The organism is Pseudomonas sp. P9_31 (assembly GCF_034008235.1).
Lineage (GTDB): Bacteria > Pseudomonadota > Gammaproteobacteria > Pseudomonadales > Pseudomonadaceae > Aquipseudomonas.
This window is the reverse complement of record NZ_CP125375.1, coordinates 2717549-2734831: the sequence shown is the minus strand read 5'-3', so window position 1 is coordinate 2734831 and position 17283 is coordinate 2717549. Positions and strand designations below refer to the sequence as shown.

Below are 17283 nucleotides of genomic sequence, written 5' to 3'. Positions count from 1 at the left end.
CGTCGTAACACTGCTTGGCGCTTAACTGGCCGCCGGTCATCCGTGCCTTGAGCGCCGCCAGATCCACCTGTTGCGGCGCCGATGTTTCAGCAAATCCGGCCAGCCCCTGACTGTGAAGCAGCGGTTCACCCTTGGCTTGCCCGGTCAACAAATCAAGCTCGCGGCTGGAGATCTCGAAGCGGATCTGCTCATCGTCTTCCAGTGTCAGCTCGATATCGACCTGCCGAGGCTGGGCGCCAATGATCAATGGCCGCAGCCACACCACCTGACTGAACGATGGCTGCCGCCCCGCCGTGGCCATCACCACCGCCGCCCGGGCCATTTCCAGATGCGCGACACCGGGAAAAATCCGTTGCCCGCCGACCACATGCTGCTTGAGGAAAAACGCCTCGCCATCAAACACGCTGCTGAAGCGCTGACGCTGTAGATCGGAGGTGTTTCGCGCCAGGAACGGATGCAGATTGCGTTCTGTAATGCCTGCGCCGACCTGAGCTTCGCCTCCCGCCGCGCCACGTCGCGCGGGCGCTATCCAGAAGTTCTGCCGGGCAAACGGATAGACCGGCGCGTGCACACGGCGGGCATCGCCACGGTGCTGGTGATTGAATTGCGCCCAGTCGAGTTTGCCGCCCATGGCCCAGGCCTCGGCCAGCGGTTGCAGGCTCTCGGCGTCGGCGATGGCAGGCACCTCGATGTCCGCACGTTCAGCCGTGTCGATCTGCCCGGACCAGCAATGTCGGGGCGAACGCCCGTCCAGCCAGTCATTCAATTGTTGGCGCAACTGGTCCTTGTCGGAACACAGGAAGATCAACCGATGCGCCTGCGCCAGCCGCCCTGTTTGCAGGGTGTAAGCGAGGTCCGGCAGGCGCAGTGCCGGGTCCAGCAGTGCCTGACGCACGCGGCGGGCATAGCGTTTGAGGCTGTCGGCGGTACGTGCCGACAGTGGCAGCAGGCAGGGCCGCGCCTCATCGGTGACTGGGGCGGCGGCGACTTCGGGCGCCTCGCGGATGACCATGTGCACATTGGTGCCGCTGTGGCCAAAGGAGTTGAGCGCCGCCATTTTCGGGCCGCTGCCGAGCCATTCCCGAGGTTCGGCATGGATATGAAACGCCGAGCCCGCCAGTTCGATCCGTGGGTTGAGCAGTTCGAAATTCAACAGCCCTGGCAACTGGCGGTGCTTCATCGACAGCAGGATCTTGATCAGGCTGACCACGCCGGCCGCCGCCGAGGTGTGGCCGATGTGCGCCTTGGCGCTGCCCAGCGCGCAATAACCCGTGTTGTCGGTAAACTGGCGGAAAGCCCGGGCCAGCGCGTTGACCTCGACCGGATCGCCCAGCGGTGTGCCGGTGCCGTGGGCCTCGACGTAGCTGATCTGCCGCGGATCGATGCCAAAACGCGAATACAACTCGCTGATCAGCCGTTCCTGGGCCTGGCCGCTGGGGGCGGTAATGCCGTTGCTGGCGCCGTCCTGGTTCATGCCCGAGGCACAGATCACCCCGTAGATCGGGTCGCCGTCGGCCAGCGCCTGGGACAGGCGTTTGAGGGCCAGCATGCCGACCGCCTCGGACAGCACAATGCCGTCGCTGCGCTGATCGAAGGTATGGCAGTGCCCGGTTGGCGAGAGCATGTCCATTTGCGCCAGGCTGATCAGGCCGGGCTCGCCGAGGGTGGCGAACACACCGCCGGCCAGCGCCAGGTCCGCCTCGCCATTGCGCAGGCTTTCGCAGGCCAGGTGAATGGCCGTGGCCGAGGATGAGCAACCGGTGTTCACCACCAGCGCCGGGCCTTTGAAATCGAGGAAGTAGGACAAGCGCGAAGCAATGATCGCGTCGGAGGCGCCGATAAAGGTTTCGTGGAAATAGCCGGTCGGTTCGGCCCCGACAAAGATGCCCACCGACTGGTCGCGAAAACTTTTCGGGTTGTAGCCGGCATCTTCCAGCGCCTTCCAGCTTTCCTGGAGGATCAGCCGTTGATGCGGGTTCATCGACTCTGCATCGCGGGGCGAAATATTGAAAAACAACGGATCGAAATCATCGCGCTGCTCAAGGACACCGCCCCATTTGCAATACGTCTTGCCGGGCTGACGCTCGGCCGAATAGCTGCGCTCAGCGTCCAGATAACGCTCGCCCAGTTCAACCACACCGTCGGAACCGGTGCTGAGGTTGTGCCAGAAGCGCTCGACGTTGTCGGCGGCGGGAAACTGCCCCGACATGCCGATCACGGCAATCTCGTCATGCACCTTCGGGCGAGTGGCTGACGGTGTTTCTGTTGTGGCCTGCGCGCCGGCCTTGAGTTGTTGCAGCAGCTGCCGGGCTTCGTCAGCGGTGATCTGGCGCTGTTGAAGCCGGGCGATGATGGATTGAAATGCTTGGCTGCTCATGATTGTCCTTTCCCCGCCGTGGCCTGCGCCGTGCCGTGGTTTGCCGTGGCGTTGTCGTTGATGATTTTCAGCAATTCATCGATTGCCAGTTCGCCGCACAAAAATGCCGCCTCAAGTCGCTGGTCAGATGCCGGTGGCTCAGGCACAACAGGCTGTGCTGCCCCGCCGCCCAGCCGGGCGCATTGGGCCGGGTATTGGCCGAGCAGGTAGTCCACCAGGCTTTGCAGCGACGAATAGTCGAACAGCAACGCGGTGTTTAGCTCCGTGCCCAGGGCCTCGCCGATGTGGCTGACAAAACTCACGCCAAGGATCGAGTCGATGCCGTAGTCGGCAAATGGCTGATCCGCCTGAATGCGACCGGGCTCCAGTTGCAACGTCTTGGCCAGGCCGTCCAGCACCAACGCGGTCAGCACCTCGCGGCCGCTGCCGGTTGCCGCAGGCACCGTTTGCAGGGTTGGTGCGGGGCTGCCGAGTGGTTTTTCGATTTGATCCAGCACCGCCACGCGCTCCATACCATCGCTGTGCGCGACGATAATCTGCTGGCCAAGGCCATGGGCGCATTGCGCCGGGAAGGTGACGCTGTGGAAGCCGGTTTCGCCCAGCACGCTGGCCCAGCTTTGCGGATACAGAGCCGGTGTGCCGGGGATGCGCAGCTCGGGGTCTTCGTACAGCCACCAGCCCTTGAGCAGACCGAAGGTCAGGTGGGCGAACAGCGAGCGGTCGCTGATTTCATTCATCACCACCATCGCGTCACGGCGCAGCAACGCACCGGCATGCGTCAGCGTGCGGCGAATGCTGCCGGTGGCGTGCAGCACGTTGGCGGCGATCACGATGTCATAACTGCCCAGCTCCAGACCCTGGGCTTGCGGCGGTTGCTCGACATTCCATACCTGATAGGTGAGGAACGGATTGGCCTCGCCATAGGTTTTCCTGGCGTACATCAAAAACGCCTTGGAGATGTCGGTGTAGCAATACTCGGCGATCTGCCCGCGCCACGCTTGCAGCGCCGGCAGCACGATGGAGCTGGTGCCGCCGGTGCCGGCACCGATTTCCAGAATGCGGATTTGCCGCTGCGGCTCGCGGATCAACAGCGCTTCGATGTGCTGTTGCACCACGCCTGCGACCACCTGATTGAAGTAGTCGGACAAGGCGTTGTGGCGATAGACGCCCTCGACCTTGTCCATCGAGCCGTTGGGGAACATGACATCGGTGGCCTGGGTTCGTCCGCCAAGTATCGCCGGCAGCTGTTGCAGGCAGGCGTCAACCAACTGCACCTGGGCCTTGCGTTGCGGCACGGCGATCAACTCCTCCCTGAGCAGGCACCAGCGTTGCTCCAGTGGCTGAGAATCCACTTGCTCCGTGACCGCGACCTGGGTGCCCCGGCGCTGCACCAGCCCCTGCTGTTGCAGCAGTTCGAGGCTGGTCGCCCACCAGCGGTCATAGTGCTCGCCGATGCCGGCCTGACGGCGCAGGGCTTCGCTGTCCTGAAACTGCCCCGGTTGGGTGAACAGGCCCATGCGACGCAGTTGCACCAGCGTCATCCCGGCCATGGCCTGGCCAAACGGCAGTGGATCATGGGCCGCAAGCAACGGCGCGGCAGCGATGCGGTAGCGCTCAAAGCCATCGTCGGGCGACTGAATGCCGGTCTGGCCAAGGATGATGGGCTGCGGTTGCAGTTGCATCAACTGCTGGACCGGCGCCGAAGCGGCCATGCACAGCACCTGATCGAGCTGGCCGTGACTCAGGGCTTCGACAAAGCGGGCAAAGCATCCAAAGCCCTCGCGGTCCTCCAGGGCCCCGGCGTGGCGGCTCATTGGTTGCGCCAACGGGTCCGCCGCCTGTTGTTCGGTCAGCGATGACAGCCAGAACCCCCAATTGATCGCACCCACCGGGAACGCCGCGTGCCGACGCAGGCTGCGCACCAGCGTGTCGCCGAAGGTGATGCCGGCGGCATAGGCCCCCAACCGCGCCGCGCCGGAGAAGGCAAAGCTTTGCCCGGACGAGAAGTAGCACATGAAATCCAGCGGCTCATCAGCCAGCGCCCGGTAGAACTCGATACCGCCACGGCTTTTCACTTGCAGGATTTCGTCGAACTGCGGTTCGGGGATGCGCGTGATCGGATCTTCATGGTTGAACACCACGGCGGAGAAAATCGCCCCGTTGATCGCGCCATGACGCTGTTTGATCTGCGCCATGGCCCGTTGCAGCGATGCAGCGTCGTTGGCATCGGCTTGCAGGTAGTGCAACTGCGCCGGATCGACCGTGCGGTCAACGCGTTGCAGGCAGTTCGCGAGCCGTTGTTGCACCTTGGGATCGGCGGCGCCGCTGCGTCCCAGCCAGATGACCCGGGCCTGATAATCGGCCAGCAGGTAGCGGCTGATGATCGAGCCCACCGTGCCGCTGCCGCCAAGAATCACATAGACACCGCCCCGCTTGAGCGCCGGGGTGACAAAACGGCCGTCGGCCAACGGCACCTGGGGTTGCCAGCTCAGGTTGAAAATACGCTGGCGATAACGCACGCCGTCGCGCAGGCACAGTACCTCGCCCCGCGCCAGGCCGCCCTCGCCCTGCACCTGGCGCAGCAAGCCTGGCCGGCGCCGGTGGTCGGCCAGCTCACGGCTGTCGACATCCAGGTTGCGTACCCGGAAGCGGTGCTCACCCTGGGCAATCGCGTAGGCCATGCCCGTCAGGCCGCCACCCACGGCGCTGACTGGCTCGCCGCTGATGTCGAAGTTGTCCTGGCTGATGATGTAGCTGTCGATCGCCTGGCAAGGGCTGTGCTGTTTGAGCCATTTGATCAACCGCAGCAGCAGGATTTCATTGGTTTTCGGGCTGTCGAGCTGCGCTTGCCAGTCAGTGGCCTGGGCGTTGCCGCCGAAGAAATACAGGCAATCGATGGCAGGACAAGCGCTCAGGCAGTGTTCCAGCGCTTGCGGATCGGCGACGTCCAGCGACCAGTGATCCGGCGCCAGACAGACCGTTTGCGTGCCGGGCTGCAGACGGATCACCCGGCCGGCACCCGTGGCAAAACCGGCGCTGAGCAGGTAGTGCGCGGTGATCGCCTCTGCCACTGGCCGGATCGACGCATCGCCGACAATCAGCACGCAACGGTGCTCGGCGGTCATGGGTTCGCCGCCCTGCCCGTCGGCCTGCCAGCGTGCCAGATAGCTCAGGTGGTCGCTGGAGGTGGACGCCGTAATCTCGGCCTTAAGGGCAAGCGCCGCCACAGGCTCAATACCCGGTAACCAGAACGTCTCGCGGGCAAACGGATAGACCGGCACGCTGATCCGGTACGGCAGCGGCCCGGCACGCAAGGCGTGCAGCAGCGTCCAGTCGATGACTTCGCCGTTGACCCACAACTCCAGCAGCTTATGCAACTTGCCGCTCTCGGCCCAACGGCGGATCACCGGCACCCGCTCGGCATCGGCCTGGGCGGCGAGCTGTTTACGCTGGATGTCGCCGGCGTAAAGGCCTGCGTCCGGCTCGGCGCCACGCTCGATAAACCTGCGCAATTGCGTCGCCAGCGCGGCGGGCGAATCAACCACCAGCCCCAGCCGCGCCGCCATCATTTCCCGACCGGTTTGCAGGGTGTACGCCAGGTTCGCCAGGTCGGCGCCCGACAGCGATGGCCGGGCAACCACGTAGGCCAGCAGCGCCTGCGCATAGTCGCGCAGGCGTTCGCCGTCCCGGGCCGACAGCAGAATCACTTCGGCGCCATTGACGGTTGGCAGTTCACGGTACTCGTCGTGTTCTTGCAACAGCACATGGGCATTGGCACCGCCAGCACCAAAGGATGAGACCCCGGCGATACGCGGCCCATCGCCTGCCGGGCACCAATCGCCCAGCGTCTGTTGCAGGTAGAACGGTGTCGCGTCCAGCGTCAGGTTGGGATTGAGGGTGGTGGCATGCAGGCTTGGCACCAGCTGTTTGTGTTTGAGCTGGAGAATGACCTTGCTGACGCCGGCGATACCGGCGGCGCCTTCCAGGTGCCCGATATTGGCTTTGACCGAACCCAGTGCGCAGTGGCCAATCTCGACGCCATCAAGCGCAAAGGCCTGGCTCAGGCCGCTCACTTCGATGGGGTCGCCCAACTCAGTGCCGGTGCCGTGGGCCTCGATGTAGCTGATATGGCTGGCATCGAGCCCGGCCTGATCGATGGCCAGGCGAATCACCTTAGCCTGGGCCTGGGGATTGGGCACGGTGTAGCCGTTAGTCTTGCCGCCGTGATTGACCGCCACGGCGCGGATCAGCGCGTGGATGTTGTCGCGGTCCGCCAGCGCCCGGGATAACGGTTTGAGCAGCACTGAACCGACGCCCTCGCCCGGTACAAAGCCGTTGCCGCCTTCGCCGAAACTGCGGCAGCGACCGTCCTTGGAGAGCATCTGCCCGGCGCTCAATTCAACGTAGTTGGAGGGATGCAGGTACAGATTGACCCCGCCGGCAAAGGCCATCCGGCACTCGCCGCGACGCAGGCTTTCGCAGGCTCGGTGCAGCGCGCTCAGCGACGAGGAACACATGGTGTCCACCGGTTCGCTCGGCCCGTTGAGGTCCAGCACATAAGAGACGCGGTTGGCGGTCGAGCCGAACGAGGTGCGCGGAAAGACCATGTGCCCCTGCTCCCGCAACGCCGGCCCGTAGAGGCTGTAGCCGGTCTTGGTGATGCCGGCAAAGACCCCGACGTTGCCCTGATACTGCTCGGCCAGATCGGCCTTGGTGATCCCCGCGTCTTCCAGCGACTGCCAGCACGATTGCAGGAACAGCCGTTCCTGCGGGTCCATGTTGACCGCCTCACGCGGCGAGATATTGAAGAACAGCGGATCGAAATCGGCAAAGCCGTCGATGAAGCCACCCCACTTGCTGTAACTGCGAGCCTGCTTCAGCGCCTCGGACACCGAGTCGACGTAAAAGCCCTCAAGTGACCAGCGTTGCGGCGGAATCTCGGTGATGCTGTCGCGACCTTCCTTGAGGTTGCGCCAGTATTCGTCGAGATTGGCGGCCTGCGGATAACGACCACTGATACCGATGATCGCGATGGGTTCGGCGGCTGACATCGCCGCAGGTGCCTGGGTGGTCTGAGTGACAATCGGTGCAATTGGCACGGGAACGTCGGCCAGACCGCTCCACAACAGGCAGGCGCGGTGATGTTCGGCCACCAGATAACCGGTCAGCGCGTCCAGGCTGTGGTATTCGAAAAACAGCGTTTTCGACAACAGGCGTTCTGCCGGACGCAGCTGGGTCATCGCCGAAAACACGTCCTCCAGCGCCTTGTTGAGCCGGGTGATCATGATCGAGTCGATACCGTACTGCTCAAGCGGCGCAGCGCTTTCAACCCGGTCGGGCGGCAGTTTGGTAACGGCACAGAACACCGCCTTGAGTCGTTCGAGAATCGCGGCAGTGAGCCGCGTGCGCTCGACCGCGACCGGGGCCGACATCAGTGCTGGCTCAGTGTCGGTTTCTTCGGTGGCGCCAAAGTGCGCACGAATCTGCGCCAGATCGCCCTCGATCACCAGCAGCCGTTCCAGGCCGGCGTTCAACCCCAGTTGCAACGCCTGGATGCCATGCACCGACTGCATCGGCGCCATACCGGTCTTGTGGCGGATGTGCGCACGGTCGGCGGCGCTGACCTGCATGCCGCCATCGCGCCACAGCGGATAATTGATCGACAGCGTGTGGCCGAAGCGCAAGCCCTGTTCGACGCGCTTGTTGCGTAGCCCGGCAAAGTGATCGACGAAGCCGTTGGCGGCGGCGTAATCCGACTGACCGATGCTACCCAACACCGCCGAACAGGATGAAAACAGCACAAAAAAATCCAGGTACAGCCGACGGCACGCACGGTCCAGCAGTTCGGTGCCGATCACTTTGGCGGCAAACACCTCGATCATGTCTTGCGCGGTTTTATGCGCGAGCAACCGATCGCGGTTGATCCCGGCGCCATGCAGCACACCGCTGAGGCCGCCGTGGTTGGTGCAGATGTCGTCGATCAACTGCTCCAGCGCTTCGGCGTCGGTCAGGTCGACCTGCTGATAAATGACCACCGCGCCGGCATCACGAATGGCCTGCAACCGCGCCTGCTGACGCGCATCGAGGGCCGAGCGGCCAATCAGGATCAAGGTGGCGTCGCTGCATTGCTCGGCAATCGCGTCGGCAAAGATCAGCCCCAGGCCACCGGCGCCACCGGTAATCAGGTAGACGCCGTGATCTTTCCAGATGATGCGGTCGTGCTCACGGCGGGCGGCGACATCGTCCGCCAGTTCCTGCCATTGCAGTTCCTGGCACTCGCCTTGTTGGCCGCTGCGTTGCAACACCGAGCTGGCGCGCCGGCGGTTTTCGCCGAGTGTGGTGGTCAGCTGTGCGAGCTGAGTCGCCGACAATGGCTGGTCGGGCTCGACCTCGATCATCAGGCAGCGGGCACTCAGTGCCGGTTGTTCCAGGCACGCGGTTTTCAGCAAGCCGTCGAGACCGGCGTACAGCAAGTGCTCCGGTGCCTGTTCGGCGATCATCAGTTCAACGTGAACCCGGCCCTTGAGCGTCTGCAACCGCAGCAACAGCGCAATCGCCAGTTCCTGATAACGCGCTGCCGGTGCGGTCCTGGTGCAGGGCAGAATTTCACCGCGCACGCCTGCGCCAGCAGCGTTGCTCAGGCTTTGCAACTGTGCCACGTGCGCACTGCTGAAACCAACCCACAACAGCAGGCGCTGGCCGATGTCATCGTGTGCATCAGCGCTTGCCCCCAGCGGCTCCTGCCACACGGGACGTGCCAGAAACAGGCCGTTGGCGGGTTCATCCACTGCGTCTTCGGGCGTGTCCTGCTCGACGATGGGCTGCGGCGTCTGATCGACCCAGTAGCGCTCTTTGGCAAACTGGTAAGGCGGCAGGTGAATGCGCTTGGCCGAGCCGGTCGGCCACAGCGCCGCCCAGTCGATGTCGCTGCCGGCGACCCACTCACTGGCCAGCCGGCCGTTGTCGTCCGCCGCCACAGGCAGTGCGTCGCCATTGGCCAGCAGGGCCAGTTGAATGCGCAGTTGCGCGAGATCACTGACCACCAGCGCCGCCCTCTCCCGCATCGGCTCCCGGGCGGTCTGCAAGGTAAAGGCAATGTGGCTCAGCGGCGCGTCGGTCTTGTCCAGCCAGTGCGCCAGCGCCCGGGCGTTGTCGCGCAGGCTGGCGGCGGTTTTGCCGGACAAAGGAATAACCCGGCTCACTGCCGGTGGCGTTGCGTCTTGGTCTGTGCTGTGGGCCGTTGGGTATTCACCAATCACCAGATGCGCATTGGTGCCGCTATGGCCAAAGGAGTTGAGTGCCGCGATCAGACGTTCGCCGCCACTGGCCTGCCAGGCTTGCGCCTGACGGTTGATGTAGAACGGCGAGTGTTCAAGTTCGATCAGCGGGTTGACCTGTGCAAAGCCCGGCATGACCGGCAAGGTGCGTTGGCGGATCGACAGCAGGACTTTGATCAGACCGATGACCCCGGCCCCCGCCGCCGCGTGACCGAGGTTGGCCTTGGCGCTGCCCAGCACGCAATAGCCCTGGGCATCGGTGAACGCGCGGAACGCACGGATCAATGCGTTGGCCTCGACCGGGTCACCCAGCCGGGTGCCGGTGCCATGGGCTTCGACGTAGCTGATCTGCGCAGGATCGACACCGAATTTGTGCCAGGTGTCGCGCAGCAATTGCTCCTGAGCATCACCGTTGGGCGCGGTAATGCCGTTGCTGGCGCCGTCCTGATTCACCCCCGAGGCCTCGATCACGGCGTAGATCGGGTCGCCAGCGGCCTCGGCGTCTTCCAGGCGTTTGAGCACGACCATGCCCACGCCTTCGGAAATCACCGTGCCGTCGGCTGCCGCATCGAACGCATGGCATTGGCCGCTGGGGCTGAGCATGTCGATGGCCGACAGGCTGATCAGCCCGCGTTGATCCAGCAGCGCATACACACCGCCCGCCAGTGCCAGGCGGCTTTCACCGTGGCGCAGGCTTTCACAGGCCTGGTGGATCGCCACCGCGGAAGACGAGCAACCGGTGTTGACCACCATCGCCGGGCCTTTGAGGTCGAGGAAGTACGACAGGCGAGAGGCGACGATGGCCTCGGAGCTGCCGGTAAAGGAGTCGTGGTGATAGCCCCCCGGCTCGGCGCCGACATAGATGCTGACCGCCTCGCCGGCGAGGGTCATCGGGTTACACCCGGCATCTTCCAGAGCCTTCCAGCTTTCTTGCAGCACCAGCCGCTGATGCGGGGTCATCGACTCCGCTTCGTGGGGGGTGAGGTTGAAAAACAGCGGATCGAAGCAGTCGCGGTCCTTGAGGATGCCGGCGCGATTGCAATAGCTTTTGCCGGGTTGCTTGTCTGCGCTGTAGGCACGGGATTGCAGATAGTCCGGTCCCAGCGCCTGCACGCCGTTGCGACCGGCCAGCAGGTTGTCCCACAGCTCATCAACGTTATCGGCGCCGGGGAACTGCCCGGCCATGCCGATCACGGCAATTCGCCCGGTGTTGCGGGTCTGCGAACGTGTGCTCGGGGATTCTTCTTCACCCGCCAGCGCAGCCGCCATGACCGGGTTGATCAGTGCCGCAGCTGTCTGCGGCCCGTGCGCGGCGGTTGCCGCCAATGGCTCGGCCAGCGCCCGCTCGATCTGCGGGCCATAAGATTCTTGCAGGTAACTGTGCAGTTTGCTCACCGTGGCCTGTTCGAACAGGATCGCGCTGTTGAGCTTGATCCCCAACTGGTTGCCCAGTTGTTTGACGAAACCCACCCCGAGAATCGAGTCCACGCCGTAATCGGAAAACGGCGTGCGCAGCGCGATGCTCTGGCCGTCGGCCTTGAGGGTTTTGCCCAGGGCCTCGATGATCACTTGTTGCAGTCTGTCTGCAACGTCCACGGACGCTCCAGGCCCGCTGGCAGGATGCTGGTTCAACGTAAACTCCTTGTTTTGTGCGGACGTGGCGGGCCGTTGCGGCTCAAAGACTTGCAGGGTCAGTGCATCGCCATGGGCGGTGATGATCTGTTGACCCAGGGCGATTTGCGCCGGGATGTGCAGATCGACCTGTTCAAAGCCGCTGCTCCACAACAGCTCAAGCCAGGTCTGCTCGGCGATCAACGGCGAGCCGGGGATTCGCAGCGCCGGGTCCTCATACAACCACCAGCCATCGAGCAGGCCGAAGGTGACGGTCGCGGCGGTGGTCTTGCGGTTGAGTTCGTTCAGCGCCAGCAGGCCGCCGCTGCGCAACAGCGACCGCACATGGACCAGGGTGCGGCGCATGTTGGCGGTGGCGTGCAGCACGTTGGTGGCGACGACAATGTCATACGGCTGAAGGCTCTCCGCGGGCTGGCTGATGTCGAGAATTTGCGTGGTGAAGTAAGGTCGGCCTGCGGCGAAGCGGGCTTCCCCGTGCTGCAGAAATGCCCGGGACAGATCGCTGTAGCAGTATTCGCCGATCTGCCCCGCCAGCGGTTCCAGCGCAGCCAGCAGCGCGGCGGTGGTGCCGCCGGTGCCGGCGCCGATTTCCAGGATGCGCACCGGGCGCCCCGGTTCGGCCAGAACCTGCCGCCGCACGTGTGCGATCACCTGCGATGCCAATTGCTCGTTGAAGAAGTCCGACAGGGTATTGTGCTGGTAGATGCCCTCGACCTTGTCCATCGAACCGTCGGGAAACAGCAGGTCCGTCGCCTGAATCCGGCCTGTGAGAATCTGCGGCAACTGCTGCAGGCAATCGTCGATCAGCGTCACTTGAACCCGGCGTTCGCGGTCCTGAAAATAGTGATCGCGCTGGGTTTTCCAGGCGCCCAGAATCGCGGCGTGTCGCGTCCGGGCAACAGGCGTTGCCACGGCAAAGACCTCACCGTGCTGCTGCAAGTAGCCGTGTTCAACCAGAATCGCCAGACATTCCTGCCACCAGCGCCGATAGCGCTCGCTGATCCCGGCCTGCTGGCGCCAGACTTCATCGCTGTGGGCGCCGGGCGCGGTGAAGATGCCCAGGGTCTGCAACTGGATCAACAGCAGCACGGCAATCGATTGATCGAGCGTTTGCGGATCAAAGATCTGCTGCAACCGCTCGCGCTCGGCGGGCTCCAGTTCGACGCCCGGCGCCGTTTCTGGCACCAGCACCATTGGATCGAGCCGCAACTGCTGGCCCTCGGGCACGGCCATCAACTGACGCACCGCCGGCGAGGCCTTGAGGCACAGCAGGCGACGCAGCGAACCGCTGGACAGCTGCGCGACAAATCGGCTGAAACAGGCAAAGCCCTCATCGTCATCAAGCGCGTCCAGATGCTGGCTGACCTTCTGCGCTTGCAGCGAAGCGCGCCAGAAGCCCCAGTTGATTACGCCGACCGGGAAACCCGCCGTCGGCCCGATGGCCTCGGCAAAGGCGTCGGCGAAGGTGATGCCGCAGGCATAGGCCGACAGCTTGGCCGCGCCGGAAAAGGCAAAGCCCTGCCCGGAGGAGAAATAGCAGAGGAAATCCAGCGGTTGCCCGGCCAGCGCCTGATAAAAATGCAGGCTGCCACGGCTCTTGATGTCGAGAATCTGCTGGAACTGCGCCTCGGTGGTGTGCTGGATGCTGTTCTCGAAGTCGAAGACCATTGCAGAGAACACGGCGCCATTGATTCGCCCGTAACGCTGATTGACCAGTGCCACGGCCTGTTGCAATTGCACCAGATCTGTCGCATCGACCTGAAGATAATCGACCCTGCCCCGGAACTGCTCGGCCTTCAGGCTGTGCTGTACCTGCTCGCTGTCGACAGGTTTGCGCCCGAGCCAGATCACCCGGGCCTGATAGTGCTCGATCAACTGACGGCTGATCACCTGACCGATCACGCCGCTGCCGCCGAGGATCAGGTACACCCCGTTCTGTTGCAGCGCCGACGTGCTGGTGTGTGTCGGCGGCAGCGCCAGCGGGATCAACTGCTGGATAAAGCGCTCGCCACGGCTGAGTTTGATCAGCTCACCGCGCGGCGAAGCAGGCTCGGCAAGGATCTGTGCGAGCAGCCGTTGCCGGCTGTGCAGAGTGTCTAGCTCGTCGAGATTGAGGTCCAGAGTGCGCAGGTGCACCCGGTGTTCGCTCTGGGCCATGGCGTAACCCAGCCCGGCCATGCCGGCCCCCAGCGGATTGCCCCGTTGCGGCGCACCAGCAAAGGCGTAGCGGCCGAAGGACAACAGGAAACAGTCGGTCGCGCTGGCATCGTCCGCTGCCGTTTGCAACGCCTTGAACAGCCGCAGCAGCGCTAACTCGTGGTGTTGCAGGCTGTCGGCCAGCGCCAATGGCGTCATGTGGTTGGCCGTTTGCGCGCCGATCACCAAGATCTGCGCCACCGGGCCGAGGGCCGACAGAATGTGCGCGAAGCCTGTCGGATCATCGTCGCCGCAATGCCAATGGCCTGTCGCCAATTCGGTGGTGGCGCCAATACCGCCGTCGATCCGCAGCACATTCCGGCTGCCTTGATTATGCTCGGCCAATGCCGCCCATAGTAGCCCGGTCGCAGAGGTGGATTCGCCCAGGGTCACCAGCACAACCGCTCCGACGCCTGGCACTGTGGCTTGCTCGTCTGCAGTTTGAGCCTGCCAGCGCGGCAGGTAGCAGCAATCGGTCAGGTCCTGCTCAATGAGCGTTTCGACGAGGGCCGCGTCAGCTGGTGGATGTGCCAGCCCCGGCATCCAGTAGCTGTTTCTGGCGAAGGGATAACCCGGCAGGCTGATCCGCTCAGGGCGTCGATACGCTTTGTCGAGATAGAACTGCTGCCAGTCGATGGCTTCGCCCTGCACCCACGCTGTCGCCAGTTCGGTCAACTGTTGGTGTTGCAGCCAGTGATCGATTGGCCGCGAAGTCGGTTCATCCATCGTCGGGTCATAAGGATCGCTATGGCCGTGGAACACGTTGTCTAGCGCTTCGCCTGCCAGCCACGACGCCAGACAACGCTGCACATCGGCAATGGAATCTACCCGCAGCGCCAACCGCTCGGCCATCGCTTCGCGCCCGGTCTGCAGGGTCCACGCCAGGTCGGCCATTTCCGGCTGTTCAGTGTCCAGCTCTTTGTTTAGAAAAGCCTGCAAGCGCGACGCCGATTCCATCAAGCGTTGCGGATCACGTGCCGATAACAGGATCAGCCAGGGGCCGGGCATCGCCGGGCGTGTGTCGGTCACGCCGAGGTGTTCCTCGACAATCAGCGAAGCATTGGCACCGCCTGCGCCAAACGAGGAAATGGCGGCTATGCGTGTCGCACCATTGGCGGTCCAGGGCGCCAGTTGCTGTTGCAGGCGAAACGGGGTCTGTTCGAAATCAATGCTCGGGTTGGGTTGCGCGGCATGCAGCGATGGCACCAGTTGGCGGTGTTGCAGTTGCAGCAGGACCTTGCTCAACCCGGCGATACCGGCTGCACTTTCACAGTGGCCGATATTGCTTTTGATCGAGCCGATGGCGCAGCGGGCGTCGTCGCTATGGGCAAAGACCCGGCTCAGGCCGCTGATCTCGATCGGATCGCCCAGCGCGGTGCCGGTACCGTGGGCCTCGATGTAGCTGATGCGGCTGGCATCGACGGCTGACCGTGCCAAGGCTTTTTCCAGCACACGCTGCTGGGCCCCGGCGCTCGGTACGGTGTAGCCATTGGTCTTGCCCCCGGCGTTTATCGCACCACCACGAATCACTCCGTAGATCCGGTCGCCGTCGGCGAGCGCCTTGTGCAGCGGCTTGAGCACTACCGCGCCGGCGCCTTCGGCATCGACAAAGCCGTCGGCATCATCGCCAAAGGCGCGGCAGTGTTCGCCGGGCGACAGCATCATCATTTCGCACAGACTGAGGTAGTGCTGTGGATTGATGATCAGGTTGATGCCACCGGCAATCGCCACGTCGCAGCTGCCACTGCCCAGGCTCTCGACCGCCAGGTGGATCGCGGTCAGCGATGACGAGCAGGCACTGTCGACCACGAAACTGGGGCCTTGCAGGTCCAGCTGATAAGACACCCGGTTGGCAATCGACCAGTAGTTGCTGATGGGGTTGTAGCTGCCGTTCATGACCCCGACAAACACCCCGACCTCGCCCTGTTGATGCAGGGTCGCCGGGTTGTAGCCCGCGTCTTCGATGCTGTGATAGGCCACTTGCAGGAACAGCCGTTCTTGCGGGTCCATCCGTTCGGCTTCGGTGCGCGAGATGCGGAAAAACGCCGGATCGAATTGATCGATGCCTTCGATAAAGCCGCCCCAGCGCGTATAGAGATGCCCGGATTTGCCCTTCTCCGCAGCAAAGTAACGCCGCCAGTCCCAGCGCTCGGCGGGGATTTCGTCGATGGCGCAATGGCCGTCGGCGAGGTTGCGCCACAGGTGGCTCATCGACTGCGCACCGGGATAACGGCCGTCGAGACCGATGATGGCGATGTGGCTGGCCTGGTCCTTCTCGATCGGTACGGTGGCTTGTTCCTGGCGGGTGGTGTCTGCCGTTGTCTCGCGCAATTGAGCCTCGGCTTGCCCCAACAGCGCTTCAAGTTCTTCGCCGCGATGCTGGATAAAATGCTCGGTCAGCGCCGTCAGCGTCGGCACTTCAAAAAACAACGCGCTGTCGATGGCGGCAAAATGCTCGCTGAACGCATGGGTCAACCGGACCACCAGAATCGAGTCCAGGCCATAGTCTTCCAGTGGCCGCGACAGGCTCATCTTCTCGGCCGGGATCTTCAACGTGGTGCTGACCAGATTGCGAAGGTAGTCGGCGACCCGACGACGCCAGCCGTCCGGGGCGGTCTCTTCCTGCTTCGGTGTGAACCTGTCTTGAGGCACGCGACTATCGACGGGCGATGCTGCTGGCCGTTCGTTGCGGGCGACCGGCTGACGGACGATGCCGTCGCTCTCGGCCAGGATAATTTGCTGGCCCCGGTCATGTGCCTGCCGGGCCGGGAACAACACCGGGCTGAAGCCCTCTTGCTCCAGCACCGCCTGCCAGCCTGCCGGCGAAAGTCCGGGGCAACCGGGAATGCGCAGGGCGCCATCGCGGTGCAGCCACCAGCCTTCGAGCAGACCGAAACTCAGGTGGGTGAACAGCGACGCTTCGCTGATATCATTGAGCATCAGCAATCCGCCTTTGCGCAGCACGGCCTTGGCGTTGCGCAATGTCTGGCGAATTTCCGGGGTGGCGTGCAGCACATTGGTCGCCACCACCAGATGATAGTGGTCGGCGTCAATGCCCTGCTCGGCGCACGGGCGCGACACATCGAACAGTCGGGTTTGCAGAAACGGGTTATCACGGCCAAATTGATCGACGCCGTGTTGCAGGAACGCACGCGACAGATCGGTGTAGCAGTATTCGCCGATCTGCGACCGCCAGGGTGCCAGCGCCGCCAGCAAGCCCGCCGTGGTGCCGCCTGTGCCAGCACCAACTTCGAGAATGCGCAGCGGTTCGGCGCCCGCTGGACGGCTTTCGATATAGGCCAGCGCTGCCTCGATCAGCACCTGATTGAAGTAGTCGGAAATCCGGTTGTTCTTGTAAACGCCTTCGACCAGCGTCATCGAGCCATCAGGAAAGAGCACGCGAGTCGCGGTCTGCTCACCGCGCAACAGCGCCGGCAGCCCTTTGAGGCAGGCGTCGAGCAACTGCGCCCTGGCGGCCAGATCCGGGTCCTGGCGCCAGAGCGGCAAGCGCTCGTGCCACTGCTGCCACAGCGAATCGGCAGCGTCGGTTTCGATACCGGCGACGTAGTTGAGACTTTCAGCCAGCCACAGGTGCAGATAATCCGGCGTGACATGGCCGTGCTGCATCGCGAGGCGTTGCAGGTCCTCGGCGCCAGCCAGCCCAAGCGCCTGCAACTGGCTCGCCAGTAGGTGGCGCGCCAGGGCATCGATTTCGTCGGAGGCGGCGGCGGTGGTCTGATGTGCGGCTGTCTGCATGCTTCAACTTCCCTGTGACGCGTCTGCTGTGGGTGAAATGGATTG

At 63.7% G+C, this 17283-nt stretch carries 2 protein-coding genes (1 of these 2 running past the window's edge); both read right to left on the bottom strand.

Translation table 11 applies throughout. The annotated features are described in order from the left end of the window. Positions 1 to 2377, bottom strand: partial view of an SDR family NAD(P)-dependent oxidoreductase gene (locus QMK51_RS12050; protein ID WP_320394173.1) — the 5' end (the start) only. 9683 nt of this gene lie to the left of the window's left edge; only the first 2377 of its 12060 coding nucleotides appear in the window; it begins with the start codon at positions 2375 to 2377; its stop codon lies off the left edge, out of view. Then, on the bottom strand, positions 2374 to 17238 hold the full coding sequence (locus QMK51_RS12045) for an SDR family NAD(P)-dependent oxidoreductase (RefSeq protein ID WP_320394172.1): 14865 nt from the start codon (positions 17236 to 17238) through the stop codon (positions 2374 to 2376). The genes QMK51_RS12050 and QMK51_RS12045 overlap by 4 nt, the downstream gene beginning before the upstream one ends. Positions 17239 to 17283: the final 45 nt, after the last annotated feature.

Bases quoted from the DNA above. Each gene is read 5' to 3' on its own strand.
- QMK51_RS12045 (WP_320394172.1), bottom strand. From the start codon at position 17,238: ATGCAGACAGCCGCACATCAGACCACCGCCGCCGCCTCCGACGAAATC.